Genomic DNA, 22,964 nt, shown 5'->3' with positions numbered 1-22,964 from the left:
CTTTCCGGCGAACCCTACGCATTCCTTTCCTTCGCAGAGGTGCGCATGTCCACGGTCGTCTTCGTCGCGCTGATCGCGCTGTCGCTCTATCTCGCCATTCGATCCGGCCGCGGCCGCGGCAAGCAGAGCGTGCATGACTTCTTCGTCGCGTCGCGCCAGTTCGGCACGGCGCTCGTGTTTTTCCTGACCGCCGGCGAGATCTACAGCATCGGCACGATGGTCGGCTTCCCCGGCGGCATCTACGCGAAAGGGCCGACCTACGGCGTGTGGTTCCTCGGCTACATCCTGCTCGCCTACCCGATCGGCTATTTCGTCGGCCCGAAGATCTGGGAGGCCGGCAAGCGCCACAACGCGATCACGCTGCCCGACCTGTTCAAGGGCCACTACCGCAGCCGCGGGCTCGAGCTGGTCGTTGCGTGCGCATCGATCCTGTTTCTGATCCCGTGGGGGCAGCTGCAGTTCACCGGCCTCGTCGCGGCGCTGAAGGGGCTCGGCTGGCACGTCGAGCCGCTGTACCTGATCCTCGTGTGCGCGGCGCTCGCGTTCACCTATATCGCGATCTCCGGCGTGCGCGCATCGGCGTACATCGCGATCCTGAAGGACATCCTGATGCTGCTCGCGATCGTCGTGACGGGCGTGGCCGTCGCATGGCAGGTGGGCGGCGTGCATCCGGTGTTCGACGCCGCGAGCCGGCAGGTCAGCAACACGATGAGCGGATCGCAGCTGCGCTTCTCGATGAGCACGATGCTGTTCCAGTCGCTCGGCTTCTACCTGATGCCGTTCGCCGCGCAGAATTTCTTCACCGCGCGCGGGCCGGACGCGATCCGGCGCACGCAGGTCGTGATGCCGCTGTACATGCTGATGTATCCGTTCCTCGTGATCGCGTCGTACTACGCGATCACCGCGAACCTGACGCTCGCGTCGCCGAACGACGCGTTCTTCGCCGCCGTCACGCACCTGCTGCCCGGCTGGCTGATCGGCCTCGTCGCGGCCGGCGCAGCGCTGTCGGGGCTGCTCGTGCTGGCCGGCATCTGCCTCGCGATCGGGCCGATCGTCACGCGCAACCTGATGCCGAACCTGCCCGAGTCGCGCCAGAAGCGTGCGGCGAAATACGTGATCGTCGGCTACCTGCTGCTGTCGATCGCGACCACGATGCTCGCGCCGAACCTGATGCTCACGCTGATCAACACCACGTACTACGGCGTCACGCAGTTTCTGCCGGGCGTGCTGATCCTGCTCGCGGGGCGCCGGGTGCGGCCGGTCGCGGTCGGGGCCGGGATGATCTGCGGCCAGGTGCTCGCGATGATCTTCTACGTGCTCCATGTCGACTTCGGCGGCATCAACCTCGGCCTCGTGTGCCTCGTCGTCAACGTGCTGGTCGTCGCGGCCGTGCATGTGATGCTGCATGGCCGTCCCGTGAAGCAATACGCCGTATCCTGACGCATCGGCGTTCCACCGCAAGGAGAACCGCATCCCATGCCAGCATCCGCAACCCCGGCCGCACCCGTGACGGTGTTTACGGCGCGCCGCATCCTGACGATGAACCCGGCGCAGCCGTCGGCCACGCACGTCGCCGTGCGCGACGGCCGCATCCTCGCGGTCGGCGACGCCGACGCCGCCGCCACGTGGCACGCGCGGTTCGGCGCGTGCGCGACCGACGACACGCTGCGCGACAAGGTGCTGATGCCGGGGCTCGTCGAAGGGCATTGCCACCTGATGGAAGGCGCGATGTGGGACGCCGTGTACGTCGGCTACTACGACCGGCGCGGCCCCGACGGCACGCTGTGGCCGGGGCTGCGCTCGCTCGACGCGGTGCTCGAACGGCTCGGCGAAGCCGAGCGCGCGATGACCGACGACGGGCCGCTGCTCGCGTGGGGCTTCGATCCGATCTTTTTCGGCACCGCGCGGCTGACCGCGCACGAACTCGACCGCGTGTCGGCGCAGCGGCCGATCGCGATCCTGCATGCGAGCGTGCACCTGATGAACGTAAACGGCGCGATGCTCGCGCGCGCGGGCATCGACGAGGACACCGACATCGACGGCGTGACGCGCGATGCCGACGGCCGCCCGACCGGCGAGCTGCAGGAGTTCGCGGCGATGCTGCCGGTGTATCAGACGATCGGCGGCAAGCTCGCGATTTCCGCGAGCGAGAAGCCGCACGCCGTCTGGAATTTCGGGCGCGTCGCGCAGCTGGCGGGCGTGACGACGGCCACCGATCTCGTCAACGACCTGTCGGCCGATGGCAACCGCACGCTGCGCGAGGTCACCGCCGATCCGGATTATCCGGTGCGGATCGTGCCGGCGTTCGCGCCGCAGCGCAATCCGGCGCGCTCGGCCGACAGTGTGCTGGCGGAGATCGAGCGCAATACCGACAAGCTGCATTTCGGGCCCGTGAAGTTCATCGTCGACGGCTCGATCCAGGGCTTCACCGCGCGCGTGCGCTGGCCCGGTTACGCGGGCGGCCAGCCGAACGGGTTGTGGCTGATTCCGCCCGCCCAGCTCGTCGACGTGTTCGAGCCGTTTCATCGCGCGGGGCTGCAACTGCACGTGCATACCAACGGCGACGAAGCGACCGACGTCGTGCTCGACGCGATGGCGACGCTGCTCGGGCGCCATCCGCGCCCCGATCATCGTCATACGCTGCAGCATTGCCAGATGGCGGACGCCGCGCAGTTGAAGCGCGTTCGCGCGCTCGGGATGTGCGTGAACTTCTTCGCGAATCATCTGTACTACTGGGGGGACGCGCATTACGGCCAGACCATCGGTCCCGATCGCGCGAACCGGATGGATGCGGCCGGTTCCGCGCAGCGGCTCGGCATTCCGTTCGCCTTGCATTCGGACGCGCCAATCACGCCGCTCAATCCGCTGTTCACCGCATGGTGCGCGGTGCAGCGCGAGACGGCGTCCGGGCGCGTGCTCGGGGAAGGCGAGCGGATTTCAGTCGACGATGCACTGCATGCGATCACGCTCGGCGCGGCTTATACATTGCAGATGGATCATCTCGTCGGCAGCATCGAGATCGGCAAGTTCGCGGATTTCGCGGTGCTCGATGACGATCCGTCGGTCTGCACGCCCGCACGCCTGAAGGAACTCGCCGTGTGGGGCACCGTGCTCGGCGGGCGCGTGTTCCGGTCGCCGCGATGAGCACGCAGACCGACGCCGTCCTGCCAGCTGCGGCCGCACTCGCGCCGATCGACCTCGCGGTGATCGGCGGCTATCTCGGCGCGGGCAAGACGACGGTCGTCAACGCGATCCTGCAGGCGCCGCATGGCCGGCGCATCGCGGTGCTCGTCAACGATTTCGGCGCGGTGAACATCGATGCGCGCCTCGTGCGGGCGCGCGGCGACGACGTGATCGAACTCGACAACGGCTGCATTTGCTGCACGATCGGCGGTGCGCTCGTCGATGCGCTGACACGCGTCGCGACGCGCGACGTGCGGCCCGAACTGCTGCTCGTCGAAGCGAGCGGCGTGGCCGATCCCGCGAAGATCGCGCAGATCGGGCTGCTGAACGGTGCGTTCCGGCTGACGTCGGTGCTCGTCGTCGCCGACGCGCTCGCATGGCGCGACACGCTCGCCGATCCGCTCGTCGGCGCGATGGCGCAGCGCCAGCTCGACGGCGCGGGCGCGATCGTCGTGACCAAGCTCGACCGCGTTGCGCCGGAACGGCGCGACGCGGTGCTCGACGACGTGCGCGCGTGTGCGTCGACCGACATCGTCGTCGCCGCGCGCCATGGCGAGATTCCGCTCGCGTTGCTGTTCGACGCGGCCGTGCCCGATCGTGGTGCGATGCCGGCGGGTTTCGCGCGTTCACACCGGGCGATCGGACATGACGCGATGCCGGCGTTCGCGAGCGTCACCGTCGCCGCGCCGGACGTGCTCGACAAGGCGCGGCTGCGTGCATGGTTGAAGGCATTGCCGCGCACGATCCTGCGCGCGAAGGGCATCGTGCGCGTGGCCGATGCGCAGGGCGCGGTCGCCACGCGCGTGTGCCAGGTCGCCGCGCGGCGCATCCGGTTTTCGTCGATGGAAGACGAAGGGCTGACCGCGCACGAAGGAGACGGCGTGATGGTGTTCATCGGGTTCATCGATGCGGCCGTGGAAGCTGCGTTGCGCGACGGCATCGTGCAATGTAGCGCGGCTGCGTCGACGGTTGCGCTGACATCGACCATGGATTGATCGGCGCCGCGCATTCGGGTTAGGCTTCGGCGAGCAACGGCATGCGCCGCATGCCGGGCCGGGCGTTTTTACCTCGAATGCCGCGTGCAGGTAGCTTCTGCAGGCGCGCGATCCAGCGACGATCAAGCCGATGACCCTCCAGAACCAAAAGAATGCGCGCGGGCAAACCGCGATTTGCGCCCGTGCCGTGCGGCACACGCACTTGCGATCCGTCGCGGCCGCCGCGTTGCTGACACTGCTGCCGCTCGCCGCGCATGCCGCCGGCTTCGACTGCGCGAAAGCCGCTTCACCCACCGAGAAGGCGATCTGCGCGGATGCCGCGCTGTCGAAGCTCGATGGCGACCTGACGACGGCATGGAAGCAGGCGCTCGGAAAAGGCGGCGATACGGCCGCGCTGAAAGCCGCGCAGCTGAAGTGGCTCAAGCAGCGCGACCGGTGCGGCGGCGACGCGCAGTGCCTCGGCGATCGCTACCGCGAACGGCTCGCGAGCCTGAACGGCAAGCCGCTGGCCGCCGACCGCTGGCAGCAGACGTGGTACATGACGAGCGACAACCCGTCGTTCGGCGGCGTGCTGACGTTCACCGGCACGGCGCCGCGCCTGCATTTCGAGCTGGGCGGCAACAACGGCGCGAATACGGGCGGGCTCGACGGCGACATCGTGCTGCACGGCGACAGCGGCACCTACCGCAAGGACAAATGCCGGATCGATTTCGAACGGAAGGGCGGGCGCATCGGCGTCACGCAACACGGCGCGGATTTTGACTGCGGTGCGGGCTCGGGCGTCTCCTACGACGGCCAGTACGTGACCGCGTCGCAGTTCCAGGCCAAACCGGCGGCCGACCTGCTGAGCCTCAAGGTCGTCGACGACGCGACGCAGAACGCGACCGCGCACAAGCTGCTCGGCGCCGATTATCAGACGCTCGTCGACAACGTCAACTACAGCGCCGACGAGAAGGATCTCGACGGGCTGAACGCGCACGTGAATGCGTACTGGGTGCGCGGCATCGCGACGACGAATGCCGCGATCGTGATGCGCCGCGGGAATGACCTGTGGATCGGCCTGCTCGTGTTCGACGCGAAGAACGACGTCCGGATGCGCTATTACACGAACGTGCCGGCGTGGAAGAAAAACGTGCCGAAGACCATCCAGGCGTGGCACGACCATCTCGACAAGACGCTGCCAGTCGACGTGATGCAGTGACAGGCGGGCCGGGCAGTCGAAGCCGAGCGGCGCATCGTCATTTTTTACGTCCTGCCCGAACCTGCGCCGGCGCCGCAGCCGATTCCCGCATGCGCAACTCCGGCAGCACCGCATGACCCGGCCCCGTTGCACCGTTCTCGAGTGCGTCGAGCAACGCCTGCGCGGCCTGGCGCCCGATCGCGTGGGTGTCGACCCACATCGTCGTCAGCGGCGGCTGGATCTCGCGCGCGAGCGCGATGTCGTCGAAGCCGGTGATCGACAATTGCGCGGGCACGTCGATGCCGAGCGCCTGCGCCTCGAGCAACGCGCCCAGCGCGAGCGCGTCGTTGCCGCAGATCACGGCCGTCGGCCGCGTGGCCGCGTCGCTGTCGGCGATCGCGCGCAGGCTCGCCCGCCCGAACGCGATCGTGGCCGCGCCTTCGTGCTGATGGACGGGGCGCACCGCGAGCCCGCGCGCGGCCAGCGTGTCGTGAATGCCGCGCAGGCGCGCTTGCACACGGTCGTTGTCGGCGGACGGCTGCATGATGATCGCGAAATCGCGGTGGCCGAGGTCGAGCAGGTGGGTAGTGAGCCGCGCGAACGCCGCGCGGTTGTCGAAGCCGATGCAGCAGTGCGGGCTGTCGTCGCGATACGCATAGGTGACGACGTACGGCACGCGGTGCATCGCCAGCAGTTCGAACAGTTCCGGCGGATACGCTTCGCCGACGAGCGACACGGCTTCCACGCCGCGCGACAGCATCGCGCGCACCTGGTCCAGCGCCTGCGCGGGATCGTAGTTCGAGCAGCCGAGGAACAGCGTGATGCCGTGCTCGGCCATGACCGTCTGCATGCCCGCGACCTGCGAGGCGAACACCTGGTCGTCGAGCGTCGGAATGATCGCGCCCGTGATGTGGGTGCGCGTGGACGCGAGCGCACGGCCCGCCGCATTCGGGATCCAGTTCAGCGCGCGCGCCGCGTCGCGCACGCGCTGCTGCACGTCGGCCGACACCTTGCCGGGATCGTTGTACACGCGCGAAACGGTCGCGGTCGACACGCCGGCCAGCTTCGCGACATCGCCGAGCACCGAGCGGCCGCTGCCGCGGCGCGCGCGGGGCGCGCCGGCGCGGGACGGGGGCGAGCTCATCGGCTGTCTCCAGGCGTGGCGGCGGTGCCGGCGCGGTGCGTTGTCAAATGCGTCATTGTTTACCCTCGGTTCGTGGTGGCGCCGCTTGCATTCTCGCTCGACCCTGTGAGAATGTAAGCGCTATCTTGACGTGCTTCCGTATTATGTCAGACGCATATTCTATCCATATCGTGAAATTTTCATCGACGACGGCCATTCCGGCCTTTTTGTCCGTCGCAAATGTAAGCGGTTACATTCGGAAATGAGAGACACCCCTTCCCCGCGCATCGCCGTCGTCGGCAGCGTGAACATCGACCTCGTCACACGGGCGCCGCGCCTGCCGGTGCCGGGCGAGACGCTGCTCGGCACCGATTTCCAGACCGTCCATGGCGGCAAGGGCGCGAACCAGGCGGTCGCGGCCGCGCGCCTGGGCGCGTCGGTCGCGATGATCGGCTGCGTCGGCGACGACGCGTTCGGCGCGCGCCTGCACGACGCGCTGTCGGCAGAGGGCATCGACGTGACGCACCTGGACCGGATCGGCGGCACCGCGACCGGGGTGGCCACGATCACGGTCGACGCGGGCGGCGCGAACAGCATCGTCGTCGTGCCCGGCGCGAATGCGCGCCTCGATGCCGACCGGATCAACGCGGCGCGCGACGCGATCGCCGGCGCGGCGATGCTCGTGAGCCAGCTCGAAGTGCCGGTCGCTACCGTCGCGCGCGCCATCGCCTGTGCCTCCGCGCACCACACGCCGGTGCTGCTCAATCCCGCGCCCGCGCAGCGGCTGTTCGACGCGCTGCTCGCACGGGTCGACTACCTCGTCGTCAACGAAACCGAAGCCGAGTCGCTGACCGGCATCGCCGTCGGCGACGATGCGTCCGCCGTGCGCGCCGCCGATGCGCTGTGCGCGAAGGGCGTGGGCAACGTGCTGGTCACGCTCGGCGCGCGCGGCGTGTGCTGGCGTGGCGGTGCAGGCAACGGCCGCCTGCGGGCGATGTCGGTGGTCGCCGTCGATACGACCGCGGCCGGCGACACCTTCGTCGGCGGGTTCGCGGCCGCTCGCGCGGGCGGCGCGTCGATGGACGACGCGATCGGCTTCGGCCAGCGCGCCGCCGCGATCAGCGTGACGCGCCACGGCGCGCAGACCTCGATTCCGACGCGCAACGAAGTGGCATGCCTGGAACCTTGAATTCCGCATCAGACGGACAGGCCGGAACCGGCCGATATCACTGACATGGAGACAACCGCAATGAACGAAACCCCAACCGTTCCGCCCGCCCCGCCGCGTATCCGGCGCGGGCAACGCATCGCGCTCGCGCTGTTGATGGTGAGCGGCATCGTCAACTACCTCGATCGCGGCACGCTGGCCGTTGCAAGCTCGGCGATTCGCGGCGATCTCGGCCTGTCGCTCGCGCAGATGGGGCTGCTGCTGTCGGCCTTCTCGTGGAGCTACGCGCTGTGCCAGTTCCCGGTCGGCGGGCTGGTCGACCGCATCGGGCCGCGCCGGCTGCTCGGGATCGGCCTGATCGTGTGGTCGATCGCGCAAGCGGCGGGCGGTATCGTGTCGACCTTTGGCTGGTTCATCGTCGCGCGCATCGTGCTCGGCATCGGCGAGGCGCCGCAGTTCCCGTCGGCCGCGCGGGTGGTGAGTAACTGGTTTCCGCTGCGCGCACGCGGCACGCCGACCGGCATCTTCAACGCCGCGTCGCCGCTCGGCACCGCGCTCGCGCCGTTGCTGCTGTCGATCCTCGTCGCGTCATTGGACTGGCGCTGGGCGTTCATCGCGACGGGCGCAGCCGGTCTCGTCGTCGCCGTCGTCTGGTTCGCGCTGTATCGCGATCCGGTGCGCGCGCAACTGACTGCCACCGAGCGCAATTACCTCGACGCCGACGCGCAAAGCACGGTCGCGACGCCGAAACTGACGTTCGCCGAATGGCGCGGCCTGTTCTCGCACGGCACGACCTGGGGGATGCTGATCGGCTATTTCGGTTCCGTGTACCTGAACTGGGTGTACCTCACCTGGCTGCCGGGCTACCTGACGATGGAGCGGCACATGAGCCTGATCCGCACCGGCTTCGCCGCGTCGGTGCCGTTCCTGTGCGGGTTCGTCGGCTCGCTGCTGGCGGGCTGGCTGTCGGACCTGGTCACGCGCCGCAGCCGTTCGCCGGTCGTGAGCCGGCGCAATGCGGTGGTGGTCGCGATGCTCGGGATGGTCGCGTTCACGATTCCCGCCGCGCTCGCGCAGAGCAACACGGTGGCGCTCGCCTGCATTTCGGTCGTGATCTTTCTCGCCAACGCGGCGTCGGCCTGCTCGTGGGCGCTCGCGACGGCAGCCGCGCCGCCGAGCCGCATTGCGTCGCTCGGCGCGATCCAGAATTTCGGCGGTTTCATCGGCGGCGCGCTCGCGCCGATCCTGACCGGCATCATTGCGCAGAAGTGGTCGTTCGTGCCGGCGCTGCTGACGGCCGCGGCGATCGCGTTCGCGGGCGCGATGGCGTACCTGCTGCTGGTGCGCAAGCCGATTCCCGAGCAGGCCGCGAACGCCGCGCCCGGGCCGTTGCCGGCCTGAGCACGCGGCATGTGCCACGCATTCACTGAAACAAGGAGAAACAGATGCAACACCCGCAGCAATCGAACGTGACCATCGAGGGCATCGTCCCGGTGATGCTGACGCCGTTCGACGACGCCGGCGCGATCGACTACGCCGGGCTCGAGCGGCTCATCGAATGGTATCTGGCGCACGGCGCCGATGCGTTGTTCGCGGTCGCGCAGTCGAGCGAGATGCAGTTTCTGAGCCTGGCCGAACGCGCGGCACTCGCGCGCTTCGTGGTCGAGCGGGTGGCCGGGCGCGTGCCGGTGGTCGCGTCCGGGCACATCAGCGACGATCTCGACGCGCAGGCCGAGGAGCTGTGCGCGGCGGCCGAATCGGGCGCGCAGGGCGTCGTGCTCGTGACCAATCGCCTCGATCCGCAGCGCAAGGGCAGCGCCGCGCTGCTCGACCATCTGCACCGGCTGCTCGCGCGCTTGCCGTCGGATCTGCCGCTCGGGCTGTACGAGTGCCCGGCGCCTTACCGGCGGCTGCTGTCGGATGACGAACTGCGTGCGTGCATCGACACGGGCCGCTTCGTGATGCTCAAGGACGTGAGCTGCGACCTGGAGACGGTGAAGCGGCGCGTCGCGCTCGCCGAGGGCTCGCCGCTGAAGATCCTCAACGCGAACGCCGCGATTGCGTGGGACGCGATGCAGGCGGGGTCCGCCGGCTTCAATGGCGTGTTCACCAACTTCCATCCGGATCTGTACCGATGGTTGCGCATGCAAGGGGCGTCGAATCCGGCGCTGGCCGACGAGCTGTCGACGTTCCTCGTCGTGTCGGCGGTGTCGGAAGCGCTGGGGTACCCGGCGCTCGCGAAGCTCTATCACCAGCGAATCGGCACCTTCGCGTCGATCCGCTGCCGCGTGATCGACTACGACGTGCGTGAGCGGTTCTGGGCGCTCGATGCGGTGCTCGACAAGATCGTGGCCGGGACCGAGCATTTCCGGCGAAGGATCGCCGCGTAATCGTGCGCGCGCGGCGCGAGCCGGTCGATCCATTGACCGGCTCGCGCCGCGATGATCGTCAATCGGCCCGGACGCTCTTCACTTGTTCGCCAGCGTGCCGTTGCTGTTGGCCCCGCCGAACAGCCGCGTCAGGTACTGCGTGTTCGAGTTCATCTTGGCCATCAGCGCGTTGAGTGCCGTGAACTGCGCCTGGTACTGCTTGGTCAGTTGCGCGGCGTAGTCGGCCAGATTCGTCTGTTGCTGCGTGACGCGCTTCAGGTCGGCGCCCAGCGCGTTCGTGCGCAGGTCGATCATCCCGCCCCGCTTCGTGAAGGTCGCGATCTGGTCGGTCAGTTGCTTGCCGACCCCGTTCGTCGCGTTGAACAGGTGCGCGACCCCCGACGGGTTGTTGTTCAGCGCACTGTCGAGCTTCGCGCTGTCGGCCCTCAGCGTGCCATCCTTCTCGAGCGAGACGCCGATCGCCGCCAGGTTCGTGTGCCCGTCGCCGTTCTTGTTGGGAACGCCGCGCGCGATGGTCGACGCGAGGGCGTTGCGGATCGTGTGCAGCGTCGAATCGCCGATCAGCGCTCCCTGCGCACTCGCCCCTGGCGTGTAGCTCGACAGCGCGCCCATCGTCTTGACGACGGCGTTGTACTGGTTCACGAAATTCGTGATCGTGGCCGCCTGCGACTTCGTGTCGGGGCTGATCGTCAGCGTCTGCGTATCGGTTGCGCTGACCGCGGCCGCCGACAAGTTCAGCGTGACGCCGTTCAGCACGCCCGTCACCGTGTTGCTCGCGCTGGTCGACGCGATGCCGCTGACCGTGAACTTCGCGTCCTGCGCGACGGCGCTTTGCCGCCATGCGGCCGCGCTGTTCGCCGAGTCGATCTTCGACGGGCCGCCCGTCGGGTCGGCCGTCGACGTGACGCCGAGGTTCGACAGCCCGTTGTCGTTGGCCACGTTGCCGACCGCGACGCTGATCGTGCTCGCGGAGCCCGTCTTCGACGACGCGAGCACGAGGTGCGCGCCGTCGGTGCCGTTGATGACCGTCGCGCTGATCCCCGGGTTGTTCGAGGCGGAGTTGATCGCGGCCGCGATGCCTGACAGCGTGTTGTTCGTGCCGTTGACGTCGACTTTGAACGACTGGTTGCCGAGCGACAGCGTCAGGGTGCCGGTGCCGAGCGCCTTCTTCCCGTCGACGCCCGACGAAGCCAGCGACTGCGCGGTCGCGATCTGCGTGACGCCGATCGTGTAGGTGCCGGCAACCGCGCCTGCACTCGGCGTCGCGGTCAGGCCCTTGCCGCTCGTGACCGCGGTGAACGTCGACTGCAGCGCGCCGTTCGCCAGCGTGGCGAGGCCCGTCTCGAGCGCCCCTAGCGCGGACGACAGCGCGCCGAATGCGGAAATCTGCGTGGTGCCGGTCTGCTGCGACGCGGCGAGCGCCGCGGCCCGGCCGGCCGTCTTCGCGTTCACCAGCGTCGTGACGAGCAAGCCGACATCCATCGACCCATTGCCGGTCGAGCCGTTGATGATCGATTGCGCCGCCTGTTGCAACAGGCTGTTCGTATTCGCGCTGCTGTTCACAGGCATGTTCGTTGCCATGGGTGGTCTCCGGTTGAAAAGCGATCCCGTGACGAGCGGCTGTCGACGGCCTGCGGCGATGCGCGTGCGGGCCGTGTCCGGAGCGACGCGTTCCGGGCGTCACGGGAGTGTCGGGAAAACGTAAGGACGTGCGCTATCGTATATTTAAATCTGTATTAATTAGTAATTTTTTGTAATGATTGTTGGGAAAAGTGTGGATGGAAATGCGGTGGTGGAGTGGGGATTAAAGATTTGCGATTTTTTGCCGTTAACGACGCACTATTTTTAGTGTATTTATTGAGGGGTTTTACTGGAATTGAGAACTTGCCAGGAGCATGAATGTTTGTTCGGTTTTTTCGCTTGCTCGGCTAAACACCGGCTCGATCGACAGTGCGCGGAAAGTGTTCGTCCTGGCAGCTGTCAGGCTGAAAACCCTTGCCCACGGGGCGGCATCCTCCGCGGATGACATCAACCCGCCTTGCCCGCGAAACGTTTTCGTTTGCTCATGCGCATTGCCAGGCGAGACGCCTTTGTCCCGGAACAGGGGCCTTCGTCGATTGGAAAGAAAGTCGAGTTTGTAAATTAATTCACTGATGGCAGGTTTTTACACATAACGTATCGTCGAATCGCGATTGCGATATATCGATGTGCCCCATGGGCACGAATTGGCGCTTCAATATCGACTGGATAGGGAGGCCGGATATGAATGGGCGGTTTTCATGTCCTTGAAACATAAGCGCAGATTCATCCGATCGGATTCATGGCTGCTGCGTCACGCTCTTGTTCCGCTCGATTGTCCACTTGATTGTGACAGCGAATCTTGTTTTGACGGATTGATGATTCACGGGGAGACAGTAGACTGCATCCGTGCTTCGCCAGAACCGATCCGGAGCGCGCCGGGAACGGCGTGGCCAGGCGGATTCTTCGGCGGCGGGCCAACCGGCTTGCTGTCCGATGGTGCGAGGAGTGGTTCGTTGCCGACCTGGCGCGCCGATTGGGCGCGTATCGGCACCGGACGCATCAAACCGTCAATTCAAGGGTGATTGTCATGCGTTACGTTTCACTGGAGTCGAAGAAGGACGAGCTGCTGCTGGCCGCTCGCGTGCTGTTGATGATCCTGTTCGTGCTGTTCGGCTGGCAGAAGCTGAGCGGCTTCTCGGGCACGGTCGCGTACATGGCGTCGACCGGGAACCCGGCGCCCGAGCTGGCGGCCGCGATCGCGGTGGCGGTCGAGCTGGCCGGTGGCCTGCTGATCGCGATCGGCTTCTATACGCGTCCGCTCGCACTCGTGTTCGCCGCCTATACGCTCGCGACCGCGCTGATCGGCCATCGCTACTGGGCGCTGCAGGGGATGGAGCAATACATGGCGATGATCAACTTCTACAAGAACGTGAGCATCATCGGCGGGCTGCTGTTGCTCGCACTGACCGGGCCGGGGCGGTATTCGCTCGACCGGAAGTAACGCGGGGCGCGGTTTTCCGCAGAGGTGACGGCCCGGTGCGTGCAAGCGCACCGGGCTTTGCTTTTGGGCGAGGTTCGTGAGGTGGCGCCGCCGTGGATTGCCCGCGCGCGCGGGCGGCCGCGCGGCGTGTCGACGTCGTCGGCAGGACGGGCGTCATCCCGGTGGACGGGGGCGCCGTGCCGAGCGCCGGCCGCCGACCGCGGCGCACGTGATGCGCGTGACGCGCGCCCGTCGCGGGGTTGCCGATCTGCCATCACGATGTAGCGGCTGTCATACTCGGCTATGCTCCCCGCGACCCGAACTCGAGCGTCGAACGCGACCTCGTGCACTTCCCAGTCACCCGAATGACCGCCCATGCCAAATCCGACCTCGTCGACTGACCTCCCGACCGTTCTCCTCATCGGCGCCGCCGGCCTCCTCGGCCGCGCGGTTGCCGCATCCCTGGCCCGCGAATCGTCGCTGAACCTCGTCGCGACCATCCGGAACCCGCAAGGCGCCGGCGCCAAACGCCTGGCGCTGCCCCCGGAAAACCGCGCCGAACTCGACGTCCTCGACGAGCCAGCCCTCGAACACCTCTTCGCCGTCCGCCAACCGGCCGCCGTGATCATCTGCGCGGCCGAGCGCCGCCCGGACGTCTGCGAGCGCGACCCCGCCGGCGCCCGCGCGATCAACGTCACGGCCCAGGCCCGTATCGGTGCGCTCGCCGCGCGCTACGGCGCATGGACGCTCGGCATCTCCACCGACTACGTTTTCGACGGCAAGGCGGCGCCGTACCGCGAGGACGCCGCACCGAACCCGCTGAACATCTACGGCCGCACGAAGCTCGAAGGCGAGGCGGCCCTGCTCGCCGCGTCGCCGCTGTCGTGTGTGTTGCGCCTGCCGCTGCTCTTCGGCCCGATCGTCGACTGGAGCGAATCGGCCGTCACGAGCCTCGTGCCGGCGATCGTCGCTTCCGCTCGGCCGGGCGCCGACGCGGTCGGCATGGACGCATGGGCGATCCGGTACCCGACGTATACGCCGGATGTCGCGGACGTCATCCGCGACCTCACGCTGCGCCATCTCGCGGGTGCGTCGATCACGGGCCTCCGCCACTGGTCGGGCGAGGAGCCGATGACGAAGTACGACATCGCGCAGCGGATCGCGGCCGCGCTCGGCATCGACGCCGCGCTCAAGCGGATCGACCAGCCGACCGACGCGACACCGCGCCCCTATGACTGCCATCTGGACGCATCGCGCGTGCGCGCCGCCGGGATCGACCACGCGACGCCGTTCGATACCGCGCTGCGCGCCGTGCTGCGCGATGCGCCGCAGGGGCTGTAGGATCGGGCGCCCCGCGCGGCCCGTGCGCATGCGCCCATTGCGCCGGCCGCGCCATGAATGCCGTTCGCGACTTTGCCGAAGACGTGCACACATGGCGTCGCGGTGACATCGTGTCTCGTGAATCCGCTGGCATGCGACGAAACCGGGACCCCGGGCAACCAGCGGCCCCCATCTCCTTGTCGTCATTGAAGATCATTCAATGGCGAAGCCAATTATCAAGACCGACCGACGTGCGACAGAATGCGTACCAGGCTTTCCAGCATGGACACGAAGCATGCATTTCGACCACGCCACCATCGTCACCGATGACATTGAAGGGACACGCCGCTTTTTCGATGAGGTCGCCGGTCTCGATACCGGGCCTCGACCGCCGTTCAGGGTGGATGGCTACTGGTTGTACCTCGATAGCCGCCCGATGATTCACGTCACGCGCGCGACGCTACCGGCGCAAGCAGGCCGTAGCACGCCGCGCATCGATCATATTGCGCTTCGCGTCGACACACACCGCGAATGGGTGACGTTGATCGATCGGCTGTCCAGCAGTCGGATCGACTACTCGCTGAGTGAAGTGCCGTTGTCCAATGAGCTTCAGTTGTTCGTGTCCATTGCCCCGGGGGTTTCCGTCGAATTTGTGACGACGCTCGCGGCCGACGAGCAGGTCGGGATTCCTGACGGATGACCGGATCTGCCCAATCGTCTCGCGAGACACATGACGCTTGCCGGCTTCGCCGGCGGCAGCGGCGATTCGGCGTGGCGGCGTGGCGGCCGACGATCCTCGGCCGCAAGCAGTATTCAGAACATTTGACGCGTGCGACGGGCACGGCTTCACGCTCGGGAACACGCTTTTGATCGGAGGAAGCGAACGATGAAATTCGATGGACAAGACGTGCTGGTGGTCGGCGGAAGCTCGGGAATCGGCGAAGCGGCCGCGCGGGCCTTTGCGGCGGCCGGGGCGAGCGTGACGATCGCGTCGCGCGACGCGGTCAAACTGGCGGCGAGCGCAGCGAGGATCGGTCACGGCGTGCGAACCGGTGTGATGGACACGACCGACGACACGAGCGTACGTGCATTCTTCGAATCGGCGGGCGAATTCGACCACGTCGTCGTGTCGGCCGCGCAGACACCCACGGGGCCGGTGCGTGGTCTCGCGCTCGCCGATGCCTACGCGGCGATGGACAGCAAGTTCTGGGGCGCCTATCGCGTCGCGCGGGCCGTACGCATTCGGCAGGGCGGGTCGCTGACGTTCGTGTCGGGCTTCCTGAGCGTGCGGCCGAGCAGGACCTCGGTCCTGCAAGGCGCGATCAACGCGGCGCTCGAATCGCTGGCGCGGGGGCTTGCGCTCGAGCTGTCGCCCGTGCGGGTGAATACGGTATCCCCGGGCCTGATCGCGACGCCGCTCTGGTCGAAGCTCGATGCGCAGGCGCGGGACAGGATGTACGAAGGCGCAGCGGCGCGCTTGCCGGCCGGCCGTGTCGGTCAACCCGAGGACGTTGCGAACGCCGTGCTCTATCTCGCGTCGACCCCGTACGCGACCGGCTCGACGGTGCTCGTCGACGGTGGCGGTGCAATCGCGTAGCGGCCGGGTCGGTTGAAGACCTGGTCGATCGCCGCAGCCGGAAATTCCTGAACGGACACGTATCACTGCGGGTGTCGCGCGAGCAGGGCCGATATCGTCGGCATGACGAGCGATCGTGCGTACGTGTCGATCGCACCGATTGCCACTGTTTTGGCGCCTGCCGACCATGCGATTGACCGGCGCGGCCGAGGTGGCGGGATCGCGCCGATCAATTGATTCGGAAACCTGATCGGTTTTGTTGGGCCGATCGTGTTCGGATGGTTGAGGGATCGCCATCACGATGCGACGGCGCCGACGTTGCTGCTGGCGCTCACCGTCATTTACCGAAGGGTATCGACGCATTGAAGCGCAGCAGGCCGAGCGGACATGCCGTATCCGGACGGAACACCGATTCTTTGGTCTGGATTGAAAGTCTATTCATTTCAAAGCCCATTTTCAAAGCGGGGCCGCTTTCCGACAATGGGTTGTACGCGCACGTATCTGCGTGACATTCCATATCCGTTCATTCGTCATCATGCATCGCGTTGCGGTGCGAGCGACGCGCTTGCGCGTCATGAGGAGATTGTCCATGGCAATTCAAATCGATCACGTGGATCGTGATCCGGCCGAGCAGGCGCCCGACCAACCGACGCGCCGTTCGTTCCTGACCAAGGCCGGAGCCGGCGCGGGCGCGTTCGCCGTCGGTGCGATGCTTCAATCCGCCCAGGCCGGTGCGCAAACGGGCAGCCCCCGATCGGCCCCGGTCGCCGCGCCCGTGCCGGGTGAATTCTGGCCGAACGGTGCACGGCTGGTCATTTCGATCTCGATGCAGTTCGAGGCGGGCGGACAGCCCCCAAAGGGTGCCGACAATCCGTTTCCGAAAGTCGATTTCCCGGCGAGCGCGCCCGCCGATCTTGCCGCGCAAGCGTGGTTTGCGTACGGGTATCGCGAAGGCATTCCCCGAATGCTGGATCTGTGGGATCGTCATGACGTGAAGGTGACGAGTCACATGATCGGCGAGGCGGCGAAGCGGCATCCGCAGGTGGCGCGCGAAATCGTGGCGCGCGGCCACGAAGCGTCGGGCCATGGGCCGACGTGGAACTCGCAGTACGCGATGTCGCGACCGCAGGAACGCGAGTTTCTGATCCAGGCGCGATCGATGGTGGAGGAGGTGACGGGCCAACGTCCGATCGGCTACAACGCGAACTGGCTGCGACGCGGGCCGAACACGCTGTCGCTGCTGCAGGAACTGGGCTACGTGTATCACATCGATGATACGAGCCGCGACGAGCCGTTCATCGAAACGGTCAACGGCAAGGATTTCGTCGTGATTCCGTATACGCTGCGCAATAACGACATCCTGCTGGTGGAGGGCCGGAATTACTCGCCGGACAAGTTCCTCGAACAGATCAAGTTCGATTTTGATCAGCTGTACGAAGAAGCGGGTACGCGTCGGCGCATGATGTCGATCAGCGCGCATGACCGTATCAGCGGCACGCCGCAGATGACGCGTGCATGGGACGCGTTCCTGCGTCATGCAAAGAGCCATCCCGGCGTTGCATTCATGCGCAAGGACGACATTGCGCGGTTCGTGCTGCAAAGCCCGATTACGGTGCGCGAAAGCGAGACGATCTAGCGGGTTGCCCGAGCGCCTTCGCACCGGTGCGCTCGTGCGAAGGCGCTCGACGCCTCTTCGCTTGTCGCCCGTCGCATCGACGAAGCGGCGCCGATCCTGTGCACGCATCCGGATTCCCTGACGGCCAACCCGACGATTCGTGCGGTTGACGATTTGTGGAAGCATCGCCTCATTGCGTTTCGCATACCAACCACGGGCCGCGACCGGCCACTCGAGTTCGTCGAACACGGGCGAACGGTCGCGTTGCCCATCGAGTCCCGCTTCCGCATCAACCACGGTGAAGCGCTCGCCGAAGCTGCCGCGCTTGGCGCGGGCCTCGAACAAGGTCCCCGCGTTTCTCGCCAAACCCCACCTGCGCAGCGGCACGCTCGTTGAAGTGTTGCCGACCTGTCGCCCCGCGCCGCTGTTCGTCAATCTCGTGACGCCGGGCTCGCGTGCGCGCGCTGATCGACGCGTTGACCGGTGACGAATGATGGAGTGCTGATCAGGCACGCGCCGCCCCTTGCGTTGATTTTCTCGTCTGGCTTGAAAATCATTTAAGACGGAGGCCAATTATCAATCCACACGGTGGCAAGCAGAATGGCTGCACATCCACTGCGGCTTCGCCGCTTTCCCGGAGACAGCCATGCCACTTCCCATTCTCGCGCTGGCCCTGAGCGCTTTTGCGATCGGCACCACGGAATTCGTCATCATGGGCATCCTGCCCGATGTCGCGCAGTCGCTTTCCGTTTCCATCCCGTCGGCGGGGCTGCTCGTGAGCGGCTACGCGCTGGGCGTCGCCGTGGGTGCGCCGCTGCTCGCCGTCCTCACGAGCCGTATGCCGCGCAAGTGGGCGCTTCTGCTGCTGATGGGAATCTTCATCGTCGGCAATGTTCTGTGCGCGGTCGCGCCGGGTTATACGAGCCTCATGATCGCCCGCGTCGTCACGTCGTTCGCGCATGGCTCGTTTTTCGGCATCGGGTCGGTCGTTGCCGCGTCGCTCGTGCCGCAGGACAAGCGCGCGAGTGCCGTCGCATTGATGTTTACCGGTCTTGCGCTCGCCAACGTGCTCGGCGTGCCGCTCGGCACCTTCATCGGCCAGATGCTCGGCTGGCGTGCCGCATTCTGGTCCGTCGCCGGCGCAGGCGTGCTCGCCGCGCTGGCCCTCGTGGCGCTCGTGCCGAACACGCTCGAAGCGCAACCCGCGAGCCTTGCGCACGAAGTAGGCGTGCTCAAGCACCCGCAGGTTTGGCTCGCACTGTTGATGACCGTGCTCGGCTTTGGCGGCATGTTCGTGGTGTTCACCTACATCACCCCCGTGCTCGAGCAGGCGAGCGGATTCGCGCCGAGCGGCGTGACGAAGATTCTCGTGCTGTTCGGCATCGGTCTCGCCATCGGCAATGCGCTCGGCGGCAAGCTTGCTGATCGCGGCGTGATGCGGGCGCTGACGGGCGTGTTCGTCGTGCTGGTCGCGATCATGGTGGTGTTCAGTCGCACCATGCATCATCCCGTGGCATCGGTCCTGACGATTTTCGTCTGGGGCGTCGCGGCATTTGCGACGGTCCCGGGCCTGCAGATGCGCGTGCTGAGCAAGGCCGCAAGCGCACCGAACCTCGCATCGACGCTCAACATCGGCGCATTCAACGTGGGGAATGCGATGGGGGCGTGGCTCGGCGGCATGGCGCTTTCGCACGGGCAGGCACTCGACACGCTGCCGCTCGTGGCCGCCGCGATGACGCTGATGGCGATTGCGGTGACCGCTTTCGCGTCCCGGCTTGATCGACGCGAGACTGCACAAGTGAATCGCACCGCCCGCTTCCCAGCCTGAATGACCCAAGTCGCACCACCGCCGGATTCAATCCGTTCATCGAGCATCGCGTACACCCTCAAGGAGCCCGTCATGAAAACCCGCACCGTCCTTTCCTCCGTTTCCCGCATCGCGCTGGCCGCGGCCACCGCTGCTGCCGCGTTGCCTGCCGTCGCCGCGACCGGCGACGATCTCGTGCAGCCGAAAACGCTGATCGTCGACAAGACCCTCTCGAAGCAGCAGGCCGAGCAACAGATTCGCGCGGCACGTCTTTACGACACCTTCTGGAGCACGGGTGACGAGGCCCAGGCCCGCGAGGCGCTGGCGGCCGATTTCACGGACCGCACGTTGCCCGCCGGTCGGCCGCAGGGCATCGCCGGGCCGCTGGCTGCATCGAAAGGCTTCCATCGCGCCGTGCCGGACGTTCACGCCGACGTCGAACAGATGATCGTCGCCGGCGACCGCGTCGTCACCCATCTGCACTTCACCGGTCACTTCACCGGCACCTTCAACGGCGTGCAGGGCAAGGGGCAGGTGGTCGACTTCATCGCCACGGACATCTATCGCATTCGCGACGGCAAGATCACCGACAACTGGCATCTCGAAGACAACCTGACGTTCCTGCAACAGCTCGGCGTGGTCGCCAAGTAAGCGGGCCCGGGGGCCGATCCTGCCGATCGGCCTTTTCCTCGTCCGTCCGCATCGCGTTACCATGCCCGGTCCGCGCGGCGCATCGCGCGGCACACCCCAACATTCCTTTCGCACGACGCGACCATGGACAATCTCGGTGACATTCGCCTTTTCGTCGAAGCAGCAAGCCAGGGCAGTCTTTCGGCGGCCGGCAGAAAGCTCGGACTGTCCCCCGCGGCGGCGAGCGCCCGGCTCGTCAAGCTCGAGGGAGAACTCCGCACGCAGCTGTTCGAGCGTTCGACCCGCAAGCTGCGCCTCACGGATGAGGGCCGTCTGTATCTCGTACATTGCCAGCATGCGCTGCAAACGCTGGAAGATGCGCGTGCGGCGTTGCAGGCCGGACGTGCATCGGTGAGCGGGGCGTTGCGTGTATCGGCTACCTCCGATTTCGGGCGCACCGTGCTGCGTCGCTGGCTCGACGCATTCAACGAGCGCCATCCGAACGTCACGCTCTCGCTCGTGCTCTCGGATTCACTGTCACACCTGCTGCAGGACGATATCGATCTCGCGATCCGGTTCGGCGTGCCGGCGGACAGCTCGATGGTCGCCAAGCGCATGGCCGACAATCGCCGCGCGCTTTGCGCGTCGCCCGACTACATCGCCGAGCACGGCATGCCGAGCCATCCCGACGATTTGCGTGAGCATCGATGCATCGTCCTTTCTTCGGCGGCCGGCGTGGCGAACAACTGGCGTTTCACGCGCGACGGGGAGACCGCATCGTTCACCGCGCCGCTCGACCGTTCCCGTCAGACCAACGATGGTTCGCTTGCCCGCGAATGGGCGATCGAGGGGCGAGGGGTGGCCATGAAATCGATCTGGGACATCGGCGCCGATCTTCAGGCCGGGCGGCTCAAGCTGCTCCTGCAGGAGTGGCGCTGCCCGGACGTGCCCGTGAACGCGCTGTTTCAACGCACGCTTTATATGGCGCCGCGCGTGCGCACGTTGCTCGACTTCCTCGAGCAGCGGTTCTCCGAAGCTTCCGACGCGCTGGCGCCGTTTCTGCGGTAGTGTCCCGCGATCGCAGGCATTCTGCGTTCGCCGGGGTGGCGCGTGAAGACATTCGATTCGGCCCACGTTCGCGACATCGCGCTCGCCGATTGAGCACGATGGCCGTCGCGATGCGGGTCGGCGCTGTCCTTGCGGGCGCCGGAGGTGGTCGGGGTGAAAAATACCGGGCAACGTTTGGCTCGTCGCGGCAAGCGCGGCTGCTCCATGGATACCGGAACGGGGGGGCGGGCCGCGGGTGTGGTGTCATGACGCGCAGCGCCGACACCACGGCCCGCGATGGCACCGGATTCGGAACGTCAATCCAGCCCCGTGCTCCACGTATTGATAATCGTCGAGCGTTAAGATCGATTAACGAATGGCAAAGCGGGTTGCCGGCGAGCCATTCGCACAATTGTTTCCGTAGATAAACAGATTCCTGTTTTCTGAATAGGCCTGGTAAATAATTGAATAAACTTCCTTCGCGCTGAACGAGTAGATGCCGTCGTTGATGGTCACCAGCAGGTTGCCGGTGGCGTCGGTTTCGATCTTGTCGATCTTGCCGGCCTTGCAAAGCGCCTGGGCGGACGCGCACGTGGAGGCGAGCATCAGTGCTGAAAACAGCACGGTTGCAATCTTCTTCATGACTTTCCTTTGGTATTGAATGAATTAATGCGATCTGACGACGTCGGTCACGTCCGGGAAGACAGGTATGCCTTTCCGGATTGCTGATTCACGAATGCCTGGAAATCAACGGTGGCCTGACAAGGTGGAAACTTTGCGACAAAGCACGAATGAAGCGATTCGTGCTGCGCCTCCGTATCTCGTTGATCTTTGAATCACGGTGTTGCGGCGCACAACACAGACTATTTATTTGATTTTGAGGGCGCCAATCGTATTAATTTATCGTTGATCGAATTCGATAATTTTTTGTTTGAATTTGATTTCATTGAATTCTGCGGTCTGTTGTTATTGTTTTTGATTGTTTCGATATTCAGATAATCGGCGACGAATATTGATTCTCTGGTTGATGGCGTGGCAGGTGAAGCGCATGGGCGTTCATGAGGGTTCGAGCATTCGAGCGTGGGGTTCGTCCGGTGCTTGAACTGCGCAGCGCAGGTCCGTCGATACTGCAGTCGGCGCCGGCCGAGTTGATTCTTGCCGACCCGGAAAAACGCTACACTGCGCCAGTTCCCGAACACACCGGGGGCGTCAGGACGCCGGGCCCACGGATTGCGAACACGTGACGATGTAATCGCCCGCCCCCTGACGCATTCGAACAAATCACGAGAGAAAGAGAGGGCCCATGCTGACACGTCTTCGTATCGGACTCGATCGCGCACGCGACCTGCGCGAAGCGGGACGACCGTCTCCCATCCAGCCGCGGCCGCTGCCGAGCGAGCTGGTCGACCTGAGCGCGCAGCGCGCGACGTGGCGCGTCGTCGTTCCCGGCCAGGCCGACTGCTACATGGCGGCAACGCCCGCCGAAACGGAGCGCTTCGTCGTGCATCTCGACGCTCAAAGGTTCTACGGCCTGTGGCTCGGCACGAGCCCGGCGTTTCCGCAGCTGAATTCGCAGGACTGCGTGCCGTGCCGCGTCATGCCGCTCGACAGCAAATACGCGTCGACCGCCGCCGCGTTCCGGGCCGGCCGCGTCGAACCGGTGGCGCTGCCGCCGGTCGGCTAAGGCTCGAGGGAAGCGGGTACGAAGTCGCGACGAGCAACGGCATGACGCGCACCTTCTGGCTGCTCGCCAACCGCGTGCGGTCGTTTCCGGTCAGCGTCGACAACGCGACCTGGGCCACGATGCTGAACAACATGGCCGGCGTCGGCGTCGGCGTCGCGCCGATCGCGTACCGCGAACTGTTTTCCCGGCACGCGTAGGTTGCGCGTCGCGATCCGGCGCGCCGCCGCGGCGCCGGATCGCCACCC

The 22,964-nt window shown here is 66.1% G+C and carries 20 protein-coding genes and 1 pseudogene; 18 read left to right on the top strand and 3 right to left on the bottom strand.

Annotation, left to right across the window (positions count from 1 at the left end; all coding sequences use genetic code 11):
• Positions 1–45: 45 nt before the first annotated feature.
• From LGM56_RS14025 to LGM56_RS14010, 4 genes are all read left to right on the top strand, one after another.
• Positions 46–1,440: a sodium:solute symporter family protein gene (locus LGM56_RS14025; RefSeq protein WP_226205214.1), complete on the top strand. Its 1,395-nt coding sequence runs from the start codon at positions 46–48 to the stop codon at positions 1,438–1,440.
• A gap of 36 nt (positions 1,441–1,476) precedes the next feature.
• On the top strand, positions 1,477–3,144 hold the full coding sequence (locus LGM56_RS14020) for an amidohydrolase (RefSeq protein ID WP_226205211.1): 1,668 nt from the start codon (positions 1,477–1,479) through the stop codon (positions 3,142–3,144).
• Positions 3,141–4,178, top strand: coding sequence for a CobW family GTP-binding protein (locus LGM56_RS14015; RefSeq protein WP_226205209.1), 1,038 nt, complete (start codon positions 3,141–3,143; stop codon positions 4,176–4,178). Before LGM56_RS14020 ends, LGM56_RS14015 begins: the two co-directional genes overlap by 4 nt.
• A 130-nt stretch (positions 4,179–4,308) precedes the next feature.
• Entirely contained in the window at positions 4,309–5,379 is a 1,071-nt protein-coding gene (locus LGM56_RS14010) for a lysozyme inhibitor LprI family protein (RefSeq protein WP_226205206.1), read from the top strand.
• 37 nt (positions 5,380–5,416) lie between these two features.
• Here the strand turns inward: LGM56_RS14010 and LGM56_RS14005 are convergent, their stop codons facing one another.
• Positions 5,417–6,502 carry a LacI family DNA-binding transcriptional regulator gene (locus LGM56_RS14005; protein WP_089498961.1) on the bottom strand — a complete coding sequence of 362 codons (1,086 nt, stop codon included), beginning with the start codon at positions 6,500–6,502 and terminating at the stop codon, positions 5,417–5,419.
• 241 nt (positions 6,503–6,743) lie between these two features.
• Between LGM56_RS14005 and rbsK the strand changes: the two genes are divergently transcribed.
• From rbsK to LGM56_RS13990, 3 genes are read left to right on the top strand one after another with little or no spacing between them, the layout of a single operon-like run.
• Complete coding sequence (rbsK, locus tag LGM56_RS14000) at positions 6,744–7,670, top strand: ribokinase (RefSeq protein ID WP_226205204.1); 927 nt, start codon at positions 6,744–6,746, stop codon at positions 7,668–7,670.
• Positions 7,671–7,730: 60 nt separating this feature from the next.
• On the top strand, positions 7,731–9,050 hold the full coding sequence (locus tag LGM56_RS13995; RefSeq protein ID WP_089498959.1) for an MFS transporter: 1,320 nt from the start codon (positions 7,731–7,733) through the stop codon (positions 9,048–9,050).
• 44 nt (positions 9,051–9,094) lie between these two features.
• On the top strand, positions 9,095–10,039 hold the full coding sequence (locus LGM56_RS13990; RefSeq protein WP_089498958.1) for a dihydrodipicolinate synthase family protein: 945 nt from the start codon (positions 9,095–9,097) through the stop codon (positions 10,037–10,039).
• Positions 10,040–10,117: 78 nt separating this feature from the next.
• On the opposite strand, the gene fliD is transcribed toward LGM56_RS13990, so the two are convergent.
• The gene (fliD, locus tag LGM56_RS13985; protein ID WP_089498957.1) at positions 10,118–11,620 is read right to left on the bottom strand and encodes a flagellar filament capping protein FliD; all 1,503 of its coding nucleotides are present in this window, start codon (positions 11,618–11,620) and stop codon (positions 10,118–10,120) included.
• A gap of 1,027 nt (positions 11,621–12,647) precedes the next feature.
• Between fliD and LGM56_RS13980 the strand changes: the two genes are divergently transcribed.
• From LGM56_RS13980 to LGM56_RS13940, 9 genes and pseudogenes are all read left to right on the top strand, one after another.
• Positions 12,648–13,061, top strand: a complete 414-nt coding sequence (locus LGM56_RS13980; protein WP_089429970.1) for a DoxX family protein — start codon at positions 12,648–12,650, stop codon at positions 13,059–13,061.
• A gap of 354 nt (positions 13,062–13,415) precedes the next feature.
• Positions 13,416–14,381, top strand: coding sequence for a dTDP-4-dehydrorhamnose reductase family protein (locus LGM56_RS13975; RefSeq protein ID WP_226205202.1), 966 nt, complete (start codon positions 13,416–13,418; stop codon positions 14,379–14,381).
• 274 nt (positions 14,382–14,655) lie between these two features.
• Positions 14,656–15,060 (top strand): extradiol dioxygenase, encoded by a 405-nt coding sequence (locus tag LGM56_RS13970; RefSeq protein WP_089498955.1) that lies wholly within the window; start codon positions 14,656–14,658, stop codon positions 15,058–15,060.
• A gap of 186 nt (positions 15,061–15,246) precedes the next feature.
• Entirely contained in the window at positions 15,247–15,957 is a 711-nt protein-coding gene (locus LGM56_RS13965; RefSeq protein ID WP_226205200.1) for an SDR family oxidoreductase, read from the top strand.
• A 574-nt stretch (positions 15,958–16,531) separates the two neighbouring features.
• Positions 16,532–17,572 carry a polysaccharide deacetylase family protein gene (locus LGM56_RS13960; protein ID WP_413226777.1) on the top strand — a complete coding sequence of 347 codons (1,041 nt, stop codon included), beginning with the start codon at positions 16,532–16,534 and terminating at the stop codon, positions 17,570–17,572.
• A gap of 57 nt (positions 17,573–17,629) precedes the next feature.
• A pseudogene (locus LGM56_RS37015) lies at positions 17,630–17,947 on the top strand (hypothetical protein); the annotation flags it as partial.
• A gap of 250 nt (positions 17,948–18,197) precedes the next feature.
• On the top strand, positions 18,198–19,379 hold the full coding sequence (locus LGM56_RS13950; RefSeq protein WP_226205196.1) for an MFS transporter: 1,182 nt from the start codon (positions 18,198–18,200) through the stop codon (positions 19,377–19,379).
• 72 nt (positions 19,380–19,451) lie between these two features.
• A complete protein-coding gene (locus tag LGM56_RS13945; RefSeq protein ID WP_226205194.1) occupies positions 19,452–20,009 on the top strand; it encodes an ester cyclase in 558 nt (185 codons plus the stop codon).
• A 123-nt stretch (positions 20,010–20,132) separates the two neighbouring features.
• Positions 20,133–21,056, top strand: coding sequence for a LysR family transcriptional regulator (locus LGM56_RS13940; RefSeq protein ID WP_226205192.1), 924 nt, complete (start codon positions 20,133–20,135; stop codon positions 21,054–21,056).
• A gap of 348 nt (positions 21,057–21,404) precedes the next feature.
• Here the strand turns inward: LGM56_RS13940 and LGM56_RS13935 are convergent, their stop codons facing one another.
• Positions 21,405–21,677: a hypothetical protein gene (locus LGM56_RS13935; protein ID WP_089498949.1), complete on the bottom strand. Its 273-nt coding sequence runs from the start codon at positions 21,675–21,677 to the stop codon at positions 21,405–21,407.
• A 661-nt stretch (positions 21,678–22,338) separates the two neighbouring features.
• On the opposite strand from LGM56_RS13935, the gene LGM56_RS13930 reads away from it, so the two are divergent.
• Positions 22,339–22,719 (top strand): hypothetical protein, encoded by a 381-nt coding sequence (locus LGM56_RS13930; protein WP_226205190.1) that lies wholly within the window; start codon positions 22,339–22,341, stop codon positions 22,717–22,719.
• Between the two features lie 41 nt (positions 22,720–22,760).
• Positions 22,761–22,916 carry a plasmid fertility inhibition factor family protein gene (locus tag LGM56_RS13925; RefSeq protein ID WP_226205188.1) on the top strand — a complete coding sequence of 52 codons (156 nt, stop codon included), beginning with the start codon at positions 22,761–22,763 and terminating at the stop codon, positions 22,914–22,916.
• The last annotated feature ends 48 nt before the right edge of the window (positions 22,917–22,964 follow it).

The sequence above is a fragment of the Burkholderia sp. AU38729 genome (assembly GCF_020419725.1).
Taxonomy (GTDB): Bacteria; Pseudomonadota; Gammaproteobacteria; order Burkholderiales; family Burkholderiaceae; genus Burkholderia.
The sequence above is the reverse complement of the archived record's forward strand: the minus strand, read 5'-3'. Positions and strand labels throughout refer to the sequence as shown.

What these genes read in the sequence shown, in the direction of transcription:
- LGM56_RS14025 (WP_226205214.1), top strand. Translation starts at nt 46, where the DNA reads ATGTCCACGGTCGTCTTCGTCGCGCTGATCGCGCTGTCGCTCTATCTC.
- LGM56_RS14020 (WP_226205211.1), top strand. Translation starts at nt 1,477, where the DNA reads ATGCCAGCATCCGCAACCCCGGCCGCACCCGTGACGGTGTTTACGGCG.
- LGM56_RS14015 (WP_226205209.1), top strand. Translation starts at nt 3,141, where the DNA reads ATGAGCACGCAGACCGACGCCGTCCTGCCAGCTGCGGCCGCACTCGCG.
- LGM56_RS14010 (WP_226205206.1), top strand. Translation starts at nt 4,309, where the DNA reads ATGACCCTCCAGAACCAAAAGAATGCGCGCGGGCAAACCGCGATTTGC.
- LGM56_RS14005 (WP_089498961.1), bottom strand. Translation starts at nt 6,502, where the DNA reads ATGAGCTCGCCCCCGTCCCGCGCCGGCGCGCCCCGCGCGCGCCGCGGC.
- rbsK (WP_226205204.1), top strand. Translation starts at nt 6,744, where the DNA reads ATGAGAGACACCCCTTCCCCGCGCATCGCCGTCGTCGGCAGCGTGAAC.
- LGM56_RS13995 (WP_089498959.1), top strand. Translation starts at nt 7,731, where the DNA reads ATGAACGAAACCCCAACCGTTCCGCCCGCCCCGCCGCGTATCCGGCGC.
- LGM56_RS13990 (WP_089498958.1), top strand. Translation starts at nt 9,095, where the DNA reads ATGCAACACCCGCAGCAATCGAACGTGACCATCGAGGGCATCGTCCCG.
- fliD (WP_089498957.1), bottom strand. Translation starts at nt 11,620, where the DNA reads ATGGCAACGAACATGCCTGTGAACAGCAGCGCGAATACGAACAGCCTG.
- LGM56_RS13980 (WP_089429970.1), top strand. Translation starts at nt 12,648, where the DNA reads ATGCGTTACGTTTCACTGGAGTCGAAGAAGGACGAGCTGCTGCTGGCC.
- LGM56_RS13975 (WP_226205202.1), top strand. Translation starts at nt 13,416, where the DNA reads ATGCCAAATCCGACCTCGTCGACTGACCTCCCGACCGTTCTCCTCATC.
- LGM56_RS13970 (WP_089498955.1), top strand. Translation starts at nt 14,656, where the DNA reads ATGCATTTCGACCACGCCACCATCGTCACCGATGACATTGAAGGGACA.
- LGM56_RS13965 (WP_226205200.1), top strand. Translation starts at nt 15,247, where the DNA reads ATGAAATTCGATGGACAAGACGTGCTGGTGGTCGGCGGAAGCTCGGGA.
- LGM56_RS13950 (WP_226205196.1), top strand. Translation starts at nt 18,198, where the DNA reads ATGCCACTTCCCATTCTCGCGCTGGCCCTGAGCGCTTTTGCGATCGGC.
- LGM56_RS13945 (WP_226205194.1), top strand. Translation starts at nt 19,452, where the DNA reads ATGAAAACCCGCACCGTCCTTTCCTCCGTTTCCCGCATCGCGCTGGCC.
- LGM56_RS13940 (WP_226205192.1), top strand. Translation starts at nt 20,133, where the DNA reads ATGGACAATCTCGGTGACATTCGCCTTTTCGTCGAAGCAGCAAGCCAG.
- LGM56_RS13935 (WP_089498949.1), bottom strand. Translation starts at nt 21,677, where the DNA reads ATGAAGAAGATTGCAACCGTGCTGTTTTCAGCACTGATGCTCGCCTCC.
- LGM56_RS13930 (WP_226205190.1), top strand. Translation starts at nt 22,339, where the DNA reads ATGCTGACACGTCTTCGTATCGGACTCGATCGCGCACGCGACCTGCGC.
- LGM56_RS13925 (WP_226205188.1), top strand. Translation starts at nt 22,761, where the DNA reads ATGACGCGCACCTTCTGGCTGCTCGCCAACCGCGTGCGGTCGTTTCCG.